The sequence below is a fragment of the Stieleria sp. genome, assembly GCF_041595215.1.
Lineage (GTDB): Bacteria > Planctomycetota > Planctomycetia > Pirellulales > Pirellulaceae > Stieleria > Stieleria magnilauensis.
This window is the reverse complement of sequence record NZ_JBFHKV010000172.1, coordinates 1-10,456: the sequence shown is the minus strand read 5'-3', so window position 1 is coordinate 10,456 and position 10,456 is coordinate 1. Positions and strand designations below refer to the sequence as shown.

The 10,456-nt window shown below is 57.7% G+C and carries 6 protein-coding genes and 1 pseudogene; 5 read left to right on the top strand and 2 right to left on the bottom strand.

Annotated features, from left to right (window positions below; all coding sequences use genetic code 11):
* The 4 genes from ABX749_RS09165 to ABX749_RS09150 all read left to right on the top strand — a co-directional run.
* Positions 1–380, top strand: a 380-nt coding sequence (locus ABX749_RS09165) for a phage holin family protein (protein ID WP_372895707.1), incomplete at its 5' end; no start/stop codon positions are given.
* Complete coding sequence (locus tag ABX749_RS09160) at positions 356–1,789, top strand: DUF3618 domain-containing protein (protein WP_372895706.1); 1,434 nt, start codon at positions 356–358, stop codon at positions 1,787–1,789. The genes ABX749_RS09165 and ABX749_RS09160, both read left to right, overlap by 25 nt.
* A 573-nt stretch (positions 1,790–2,362) precedes the next feature.
* Positions 2,363–3,598 carry a DUF1559 domain-containing protein gene (locus ABX749_RS09155; RefSeq protein ID WP_145207494.1) on the top strand — a complete coding sequence of 412 codons (1,236 nt, stop codon included), beginning with the start codon at positions 2,363–2,365 and terminating at the stop codon, positions 3,596–3,598.
* A gap of 56 nt (positions 3,599–3,654) precedes the next feature.
* Positions 3,655–3,849 (top strand): hypothetical protein, encoded by a 195-nt coding sequence (locus ABX749_RS09150; protein ID WP_145207493.1) that lies wholly within the window; start codon positions 3,655–3,657, stop codon positions 3,847–3,849.
* Between the two features lie 162 nt (positions 3,850–4,011).
* On the opposite strand, the gene ABX749_RS09145 is transcribed toward ABX749_RS09150, so the two are convergent.
* Together ABX749_RS09145 and ABX749_RS09140 are read right to left on the bottom strand one after the other, a co-directional pair.
* Positions 4,012–7,083, bottom strand: a complete 3,072-nt coding sequence (locus ABX749_RS09145) for an efflux RND transporter permease subunit (RefSeq protein WP_372895705.1) — start codon at positions 7,081–7,083, stop codon at positions 4,012–4,014.
* A gap of 41 nt (positions 7,084–7,124) precedes the next feature.
* Positions 7,125–8,507 carry an efflux RND transporter periplasmic adaptor subunit gene (locus ABX749_RS09140; RefSeq protein ID WP_372895704.1) on the bottom strand — a complete coding sequence of 461 codons (1,383 nt, stop codon included), beginning with the start codon at positions 8,505–8,507 and terminating at the stop codon, positions 7,125–7,127.
* A gap of 440 nt (positions 8,508–8,947) precedes the next feature.
* Between ABX749_RS09140 and ABX749_RS09135 the strand changes: the two are divergent.
* Positions 8,948–10,456, top strand: a pseudogene (locus tag ABX749_RS09135) (hypothetical protein); the annotation flags it as partial.

Genomic DNA, 10,456 nt, shown 5'->3' with positions numbered 1-10,456 from the left:
TGATCAAAGAACTGCGTGACGAGTCGGTCGCGTTGGTTCGCGAAGAGGTCGCGCTCGCGAAAACCGAGATGAGCGAGAAGGCAAGCGTCGTCGGACGAAACTCGGCCCTGCTGATCGTCGGCGGCGCCGTTGCCCACCTCGGACTCATTTTTCTGTTACTCGCCGTGTCGTACGGATTGTACGTCGCGATCGGGTTGGCGGGACTACCAGTCCATGCCTTGTGGATCGCCCCGTTGATCGTCGGACTCGTGGTCGGCGGAATCGGACTGGCCATGTTTGCCAAGGCAAAGGAGACACTGGCCAACTTCTCACCGGTGCCCGAACGAACGAAACAATCTTTGAAGGAGGACAAGCAATGGCTACAAGCCAAAACCAAGTGAACAAGAATGGTCACTACGACAACAAGACTCACGTCAACCGCGTGCCCCCGACCGACGATCTTGAGCATCGCGATAGCGGTGAAATCAAACGACGGATCGATCAAACACGTGGAGCAATGGATGAAACGCTCGACGAACTCGGCGAACGACTGAATCCGCGACATCTCCTCGATGACGTGATCTCCATCTTTCGCAGCCCGCAAACGCGCGATACTGCTAAACGCGCCGGCGATGCCGCCAGCGACTTTGCCAGTAATCTCACTCGACAGGTCAGCGAGAACCCAATCGGTGCGACCCTGGTCGGTGCAGGATTGGCATGGTTGGCATTCGGTAGCCGGCGGGACGCGTCGGACCAGGACCACATTTCATCATCGCGTCAACGTAACCTGGACGTCGAGGATGACCTCGAGATGATCGACCCTGACGATCGGCCGTTCTACACCGAGGACGACTTGTTGCTCGACACGCGCTACGATGTCGGTCAACACCAGGCAGAGATCATTGTCCCGGAAAGCTTCGACGACGAGGAGGATTCGCAGGGCATGCTAGGAAAGGCAGGCAATCAGGTTTCCTCAGCCGCTTCGAAAGCCGGTGAGACGCTATCCTCCACGTGGGAATCAACGAAATCGGGTGCCTCGTCCGCTGCCGAGTCCGCCTCGGACGCGGCCAAGAGCACCGGCAACGCGGTCAGCTCCGCTGCCTCATCAGTTGTCGACGGCGCTAAATCAGCCGCATCGTCGGTGGGCGAAGCGGTTTCATCGGCGACGTCGTCGACCAGCGAAGCATCGCGACGTGTCTACTTGCGTAGCCGAGCCGCCGCACGGGATGCAGCTCGCGCCACCCGGCGGGCCGGCCGACGGTCCGGTCGTCAACTCTCCAACGCGACCGCCCAAACCGGAGACCAGCTCGCGCAGGTGTACGACAGAACCGCCCGCCGAGTCCAACGCGCCCATGATGAAACGCCGTTGGCACTCGGACTGGGAATCCTTGCACTCGGTGCGATCACCGGCGCTCTGATTCCGCGAACCCGCCGCGAAGATGACTGGATGGGCGAGCAGTCTGATGCGGTGATGCGAGGGGCTCAACAACAAGCCGAACAGGCAATCAACCGAGGCCAGCAAGCCGTCGAAAACACGGTCGAAGCCGCCAAGCAATCTGCGCAGTCGCAAGGTCTGACCGGGGATAGCCTCGCCGAACGAGCAACGCGTGTCGTGGAGAAGGCGTCCGAGTCGATCCGAGAGGCCGCCAAGGAGGAAGGGTTGCACCCTGAGCAATTGAAAGCCGATGCCGAGACGGTGGCGGAAGACGTCAAACAACAGGCGACGGCCGAAGGGAAGGATGCCAAGCAGGCTGCCAAGGCCGAAGTCGCAAAGGTAGACAAGGATGCGAACAAGGCGATCGAAAGTTAGACCGCCGGCGGCTTCAACGTCAACGATTCCAGCGAATGCAAACAGCCAGCGCGCGACCCACGTCGTTCGCTGGCTGCTTTTCCATCGGCGTCAGCGATCGGCCGTTGGGTGATCGATCACCCTGTAACGATCATCACTCGATAGAGATGGCCGATTAGGTTTTGCGACAACCTGCAAATGAATTACGACACAGAAAGCACGCTGATTGCTGGACACTTTTGTTGAACGCTTTGACGGTCCTCCATGCGCAAAATGAAAAGTCGATAATTTTCTTGTCAACGGGTTGTGATTCCGAGCCGGTAACAATCTGTAGCGGTAACAGATTCGCCTTACCGGTATTTCGCTGCATTGGGGGTGGCAGCTTACTGCTTGCTTGATGAATCACCCTCTGATTAGTCTTCCCCCGGCTAGCTCATATGCGATCGAGAGACCCCTCAACTGCTCGGGTAGGCGGTTCCCGCGGGCAGAGTTTTTCGATCCCTTTTCACAGTAGCTCGCCGGTTGCATCTTGTTTTTTATCTATTTCCCAAAGAGCTTTCACTCCAAAACGGAGTGAGAGAGGAGAGGACCCGCATGAAGGTCAGAACACTGAAACGTGGTTTCACACTTGTCGAGTTATTGGTGGTAATCGCCATCATTGGCATCCTTGTTGGTTTGTTGCTTCCCGCTGTTCAAGCCGCTCGAGAGGCGGCCCGGCGAATGAGTTGCAGCAACAACTTCCGACAAATCGGACTGGCCATTCATAACTACCACTCGGCATACAAGCAGCTGCCTCCGCATGGAGGAGGAACCAAGGGTCCTCACGCCGGGCGTGCGGCGAGCGATGTTCGCGGCAACAACCGAATTGAGTTGTCCGCACTGGTCGGATTAACCGCCTTCTTCGAACAACAAGGACTTTGGGATCAGATCAGAAACCCATTCCAAACCGTTGACTCCTCTGGAAACACAAAGACGTATAACCCGATGGGTCCGTGGCCAGGCATGCCGCTGTCGGCCCATTTGTCGCAGGGCAACTACGATCCATGGTTGACCGAAATTCCGACGCTGCGATGCCCGAGTGATCCGGGCGTGGGACTTCCCGCATCCGGACGCACGAACTACGCAATGTGCACGGGTGACTCTTGCGACACCGGATTCGGTGGCGCGTTGAACCGATTGACCGGAATCCGGCAGTCTGGTGGAACGCCGCCGATGTATTCGCGCGTTCAGGCGTCACAGCGGGGCGCGTTCGCCGTTCAACTCGATTCCAAATTCCGAGACATCCTGGACGGACTTTCCAACACGATCTTCATGGGCGAGATCGCGACGGACCTCGGCGATCGGGATTCCAGAACCCATCTGCTCGATTCCTCCATCAACATTCTGAACATGGGCGGCAACATCCACTGTCGACAAAGTCTTGACCCGGACCGTCCACGATTCTGGTCGAGCACGCCTGCCCCCAACCGATTGTCCGGAAGCGCGGAAGAAAAACGCGGGTTCAAGTGGTCGTCGCTGCTGCCGCTGTACACGCAAGTGCTGACGATTTTGCCGCCCAACTCCGAATTGTGTGGCAATTCCAACGCCGTGTCGATCGTCGTCGCCCCACCGAGCAGCCGCCACCAAGGCGGGTGCCACGTCTTGATGGGCGACGGTTCGGTCACCTTCGTGACCGATTCCATCGAAGCGGGAGATGTCAGCCGAGGCCAAGTGGGGGTCCATGCGCAACACACCGATCCCGATTCTACGCCCGGCATCGAGAGCCCTTACGGTCTGTGGGGAGCACTCGGAACACGAGCCTCAGGTGAAGTCCTCACAGACTTCCCGTGATCCACGCTGTTCTATCGCAAACCACTTACCACTTCCCAATGAGAATGATTTCAACCATGTCATCAACCATTAAACTCCTCTCGGTGCTAGTGTGTGCCTGCTGCATTTTCGGATGCAGCGAAAAGGCTCCAACGGTCTCAACCAACTCGAATGAGATCGAAGCCTTCCTTGCCGAAAATCCTGAATTGGACATCAGCATGGAAGAGTTGGATGCGCAACCGGAACCGGGAGCGGGCGCAGAGGACGAGTAATCGCGCGACGGGTACAGCGGACGCGGTCTCCGCGTCCGACGTACCATTGAGACGTTTTGATCGGTGGTTCACCGCGCCCCTTGAACGAGTTGCTCGTTCTGGGGTGGTTGGTGCACCGCCGGTCGGCACTGCAGCGGACCGGAAACCAATCGAATTGATGGATCACCCGGTAACCGATACGGCGTCTGCATTCACATCGTTGGTTGCCAGCAGTCCGGCCTGACCTAAGACGCTGTAGCTGCACGGAATCAAGATCAGGATCATCGTCGTGCTGAACAGCTCGCCGAAGACGATCGCGACGACCAGTCCTTTGAACACGGTCGCTTGCATACTTGTTTCCAACAGCATCGGCATTAGCCCCATGCAGGTTGTTGCGGTCGTGAGCACGACGGCACGAAACCGATCTCGTCCCGCCTGCGAAAAGGCTTCGATCGGAATCATTCCCTCGGACAGCCGTAATTTGATGAACTCGACCATCACGATCGAGTCATTGACCAAAATTCCGGCAAGTGAAACCAGTCCGATCATGCTCAGCATCGAAATATTGATGCCCAGCAACCAGTGGCCGACGATCACACCGACCACTCCCGGCGGAATGGCAAGCAGGATGATCAAGGGTTCCAGATACGACCGGAACGTAAACGAAAGAACCAGAAAGATGGCGACGACGCCGATGATCGAGTTGCGAATCAAGCTGCCGATGCTCTCGGCCGTTTCTTCGGTTTCGCCACGCAGTTGTACGGTCAACCCGGGAAATTCGCTTTGCAGCGTCGGGAAATAGTGACGCCGCAATCCACTCAAGATCAGGGCCGCGTTTGCTTTCGCCGGATTGACGTCGGCGAAAACGTTGACGACTTGTCGACCGTTGAGCCGCGAAAGGGTTGACAATCCATGTCCGATTTCTGTGTCTGCCACCTCGTGCAAGGCGACCGAGGTCCCCGTCGGCGAGAGCAGCTGAAACAATGTGACATCTTCCAGCGATGAACGGTCTTTGTCGCTCAACATGACGGTCACGTCGACTACGTCGTCGCCACGTTGAAATTGCTGAACATGTTCACCAAAGAACCCGGCGCGCAGCTGGTTGGCAACGTCGCTGGACGTGAACCCGAGGGTTTGAGCCGACTCTTTCAGCCGCACCCGGATCTCTTGCCGGCCGGACGAGTAGTCCGATCGAATGTTCTTCACCCCGGCAAATTCCCGCAGCTTGTCTTGCGCCTTTTCACCGGCCCGCTGAAGCGATTCGAGATCGCATCCGTGCAATGCCAGATGGATGGGGCGTAGCTGCGGTCCCACCATGACCTGCTCGAACGTGAGCCTTTCGACGTCTGCCACGTCCCCCACTTGCTCCTTCCAATACCTGGCGACGTCATTGATGTTTGCAACGCGAAACTCCGTATCAATCATCTCCAACCAGATCGACGCGACATGGGGGCCTTGTTCGGTGACCTCGGGTAGGCTGCCATAATAGCCACAGACGTGCCGAACGAGATCGCGTTGACCGACCTCGTTGGGACTGAAATGTTCATCGACTTGCCGTAGCGATGCTTCCACACGCCGCGCGACTTCGCGGGTCCGATCGCTGCTGGTTCCCTCGGGCATGACGATGGTTGCCGAGATCCAGTTCGTATCCATATCCGGCATCGGCCGAAACGCAAGCCTGCCCCCGAGGACAAGCCCCGCCGCGGCAATCAACACCGCGAACATCACAGCGAACGTCGTGGCGCGGTTTCGCAGTGACCAATCAAGCAGGCTGCCATACACGTTGTCGCGAACCGAGTTGATCATTCGATCGATTCGCTTGCGTAAGGGGTGAGGTTGCGATCGGTCGGGCAACGCCGTCGAGAGGTGTTTGGGAAGAATCAAAAACGCTTCGATCAAACTCACGCCCAGGGCCAGAATCACACAGAAGGGAACGACGTAGAGGATTTTCCCGTACGTCCCGGCGATCATCAGCAACGGGAAAAAGATTGCCACCGTCGTGATGAAGGAAGACAACACACCGATGCTGACCTCCCGCGTTCCGTTGATCGCCGCGTCGATCCCGCTGGCACCGCGTTGGCGATGCGCATAGACGTTCTCTGCGATCACGATGGCGTCATCGACAATCAAGCCGATTGCCACGATCAGCCCGAGCATTGAGATCATGTCGATCGGCATTCCCTTGGCATCGAGAACCGCAAGCGTCCCCAAAAAAGAGATCGGAATTCCGAGCGCAACCCACAGCGCCAGGCGACCGTTCAAGAACAGCCACAGCGTCAAGAAGACGAGCAAGACGCCGAGGGCAAGGTTTTCGACGACCATGGTCCAGCGGCCGTTCAGGATCGGCGAGTTGTCTTTCCAGATCGCCAGTGAAATCTCATCGGGGTAAACGGTCCGGCTGTCATCAAGGTGTCGCTTCACACGCGACGCGACGGCCAGCACGTCTTCGCGCGATTGCGTCCCGACCGACAATTGGCAGGCGGGTTTACCGTTGTAAGTCGCGAAAATCCAAGGTTCGTCGAACGAATCTTGCAATTCAGCGATCGCCCGCAATGGGATCATCGCTCCATTGGAGTTGGACACGACGGTCAAATCACGGAACTGATCGGTCCAGCGGCGCTGATCGGCAACGCGTACCGAGATTTCTCGATCGCCGACATCGATTTCTCCGCCCGGCAAGTCCACCGAGTGTGCGCGAATCGCGGACGACACATCGCGGAGGCTCAGCCCGTGCGCGACCAATGCCGACTCGTCGACTTTGATTTGAATTTCATGATCGGAAAACCCGCTGAGCGTGACGTCGGTGACATCTTCCAGACGTAGCAATTCGTCGCGCAGTTGCTGTGCATACGCCAACAGGTCTTTTTCGGCAACGTTTCCGGCAATTGCGATGGAAAGCACGGACAGTTGGATGTCGATCAATTCGACCACCGGTCGTTCGGCAAGATCGGGAAAATTGTCGATTCGATCGATCTGGGCTTCGATGTCGGCACGGGCTTCTGAGGGATCGACATCGTCGGTGAGCGTCACGGTTGTCAGCGCAAAGCTCTCACTGGCGAGTGATTCCACACGTTTGACACCGGAGACGTTACGCAGTTGATCCTCGACGCGGAGACACACGGACCGTTCTACTTCTTCGGCCGAGGCGCCTGGGTACGCGACGGAGATCTGCACCAAGGGAACTTCGAATTCAGGAAACAAGCCCCGGTTCAGGCGAGTCGCGGCCAGCACACCTGCAATGACAAAAGCGGCCATCAACAGATTCGCGGCCGTCGGATGTTTGGCAAAGTACCGAATCATGGCTGCGGCACCTCGGGTAATCCGAGTCGCGGTCTGACAGGATTGTCGACCTCTTCGACCCGCAACGGCATTCCGGTCGCGGCGGGAAACAGGTCGGTCATCACGACTTGGTCGCCGTCGCGCAAACCCGCATCGACGACCGATCGATTTCGTTCCACGTTTCGGACATCGACCGCAACAATCTCCAACCGACCCTCTCGGACCACGTACATCGTCCCATCGCGAATCGTATCGCTGGGGACGACGAAGACGCCGTCCAGCGGGTCACCGTACAACACAACTTCCAGAAACAAACCGGGGACCAGAGCCGGCTTTTTGCCCAGCTTGATCGCGCTGAACGCATCCTCGACTTCGATGATCAGCGGAATCGCCCGCGTCGTTTGATCCACCGTTGCCGAAACGCGTGCCAGTGATCCTCGCCAGCTGGATTCGCCTTCGCCGGCGCGCCAGGTCAGATCCACGGGAACCCCCATCGATCCGATCCGCTTTCGCAGTTCGGCGACCAACGATGTCGACTGATTGCGAAGGTCAATCGTGCCGATCGCGTCGGAGAGCTTCGGCAACAGGTTCAACATCCGCCGGGCTTCGACCATTGCCACCACCTGAGCCCGATCGACGGAAATGAACTGCCCCAATGGCTGCCCGATCGCAACGTGTTCGTGCGGTTCAACCGATCGATTGATACACAGACCGGTGAAGGGCATCACGATCGTGCAACGCTGGAGATCGCGTTCGGCTTGTTCAACTCGAAGCTCCGCCGATTTGATCGATGACTCGGTCATGCGTTCCCTGATCGGGAGGAGTCGCAGTTCGTTTTGCAGATTCTGCAGCGCCGTCTTGCTTTCCAAATGGGACGACGCGGCACGTTCAAGCTCGGATCGCGATCCGGCGTTGCGATCGGACAGTTCTCGCAGACGGTCCAGCTCGGATTTCGCGATCGCAACTTGCTCTTCACGCAACGCGATCAGGTCCGCGACATTCGACATCGATCGTCTGATCTCCTCGAGTTGTTCCCGCTGGGATTGAAGATCGGCTTTCGCAGCGTCAAGCGCCGATTGGTAGTCTCGCGGATCGATCTGAGCGATCAGCGTTCCCTCCTGCAGAACCTCGCCGTCGTCAAAGGTATCGGCCAAAACGTTGATACGACCCGTGACCTCCGCGATCGCGTTCCATTGCTGATCCGCCTGCGCGGTTCCGTAGGCATGGACGGCGGGCCGATGGCGCGTCGGCGTCGCGCGAAACGTCCGGACCAAGCGTGGACGTACTTGTTCCGGATTGGCCGTCGATTCCGGCCGTGTGGCAATCAGGACCGCCGCGACGGCGATGCCGACCGTCAGGACGATGAGCGGCAGAAGAAACCTTCGCAATCTCTTTCTCATCACAGCTTCCTGATGTTTGTCGCGATGCCCCCGCTACAGAGCTTAGCGAACGGCGGATCGTCATGCTCGGAAAAGGCCGTCGGCAGACGACGAGCCTGCCAACGGCGGCACACGACACTCGCTTGCCTCAAGGACGCAAGATGATGAGGACGGGATCACGCAGATCGATCGGCGTCAGACAGCGTTCGGTGGAACACTGGGCCTATACGATTTGCTCGCCAGCGACGTCTTCATCCAAACCACGGCCAGCTCAGTTCCAGCCATTGAGTTTTAAGCAGCCGGCACCAACACATCACCGGGGGGTGTTCCTCCGCCGAATCAGTGGGCAGCTCGAACGAGTGAGTCGATGGCACCAGAGATGGCACCAGAGATTCGAACTTCGATTTGGGAGTTGCGCGGATATACTCACAGTGAAACGCATTCGCTCATTGAGGACAATAATGACTTACCGGTTCGTGGCATCCCTTCTTTCGGTTGCCTTCATTGAATGCACGAGTCTTGCCGATCGCGGCGGGGAAACATATCAGGTCACTGACGACCGCCCCACGACGGCGATGACGATCGAAGACGGTCCCGTCGGCATCCACATCGCGGGACGCGATCGGATGGTTGCTTGCGAATTCGATCCTGAGACTCGGCCAAGCGTCTTGACCGCAAAAGCCAAATCGGTCGTCTTGATTGATCTGAAATCGGGTCAAGAAATCAGTCGACTTCCGTTCACCGATCCGTTTGTCGTCGGGGCAACCGCGTGTTCACCGGATGGCCGGTATTTTGTCGTTTGTGATCAGCAATCCGCACGACAATTTGACCTCGAGCAAGGAGTACTCGTGCGGTCGTGGCCGATGAAGAGTATTCGAAGCTTCCCGATCATTTCTCCGACCCGTCCGGTCCTGGCGCTCTGTGACGATCGCGACATTTCGCTGTGGGATCTGTCCAATGGAACTCGGATTGCAAACTTGCCGCCGCATCCCACATCGATCGTCGGTTGTGACTTTGACCGACGCGGTGAGTCGATTCTGTCGAGCTGTCAAAAGTTGACCCGTCAATGGGATTTGTCCTCCCAGACATCAAAAACGATTCCCTTGGAGCATTGGCTGAAAAACTTGGCAATCGCCCCAGACGGGACACAGATCATTGGGCAATTCCAAAAGTCGATGATGGAAAGCGGGGTGGCGAGCTTCGATTCGCGGTCCGGCCGCCGGCTACTGTACCTGCAGTCTCATGCGTCGCCGGTTGTTGATTTCCAAGCCGATCGGCTGTACAGCACCAATGGAACCGGCGACGAGGCGAGGATCGATGCGATTCAAATTCGCTCACTCGATTCTCCCGACCATGTGCGATATCTCCCGTTCGCCCCGGAAGTCAACGACAGAATCCGTCGCAATCCGTATTTCTTTGTCAACCACCTTTCGCTCTCACCGGACCGACGGTACCTGCTCGTTCGGCTGGAGCAAGGCCGCCTGTCACAGGTCTGGAAATTGGGTGAGTCGACCGATTCGTTGCTCGTTGACTTTGATCCCGCACTGGAACATCGTCACGAACCCGTTGAACCGAAAGTCGCCTCCAAGCCGAAGACACGTGAGGAGTTGTTTTTGGAAGAGATCCGAGGCATCGAATCCAAAGCTCGTGAACTGAAAGACCAGGGCAAAGTCAAGGAGGCAGAGAAGGCGATCGAAGACCTGTTGGCGGCTGGCAATCGGCGACTGCAACGTGCTCCAATCCGACATCAAAACCTGATCCGAAACTGCGGCCTGGCGTATCGAAACGTACTGCGAAACAACGAGCGGGCATTGGCACTCTTGCAACGTGCGATCCAGATGGCCGAATCGGACAATCGATTCGGTGACGGTTGGACGTACCTGTTGCGACAAATTGCGGAAACGCAAAACGCGGTCGGGCAATACGACGACGCGGTGGCAACGTATCGACGCTACCTCGACCACCAACTG

Bases quoted from the DNA above. Each gene is read 5' to 3' on its own strand.
- ABX749_RS09155 (WP_145207494.1), top strand. From the start codon at position 2,363: ATGAAGGTCAGAACACTGAAACGTGGTTTCACACTTGTCGAGTTATTG.
- ABX749_RS09140 (WP_372895704.1), bottom strand. From the start codon at position 8,507: ATGAGAAAGAGATTGCGAAGGTTTCTTCTGCCGCTCATCGTCCTGACG.
- ABX749_RS09145 (WP_372895705.1), bottom strand. From the start codon at position 7,083: ATGGCCGCTTTTGTCATTGCAGGTGTGCTGGCCGCGACTCGCCTGAAC.
- ABX749_RS09150 (WP_145207493.1), top strand. From the start codon at position 3,655: ATGTCATCAACCATTAAACTCCTCTCGGTGCTAGTGTGTGCCTGCTGC.
- ABX749_RS09160 (WP_372895706.1), top strand. From the start codon at position 356: ATGGCTACAAGCCAAAACCAAGTGAACAAGAATGGTCACTACGACAAC.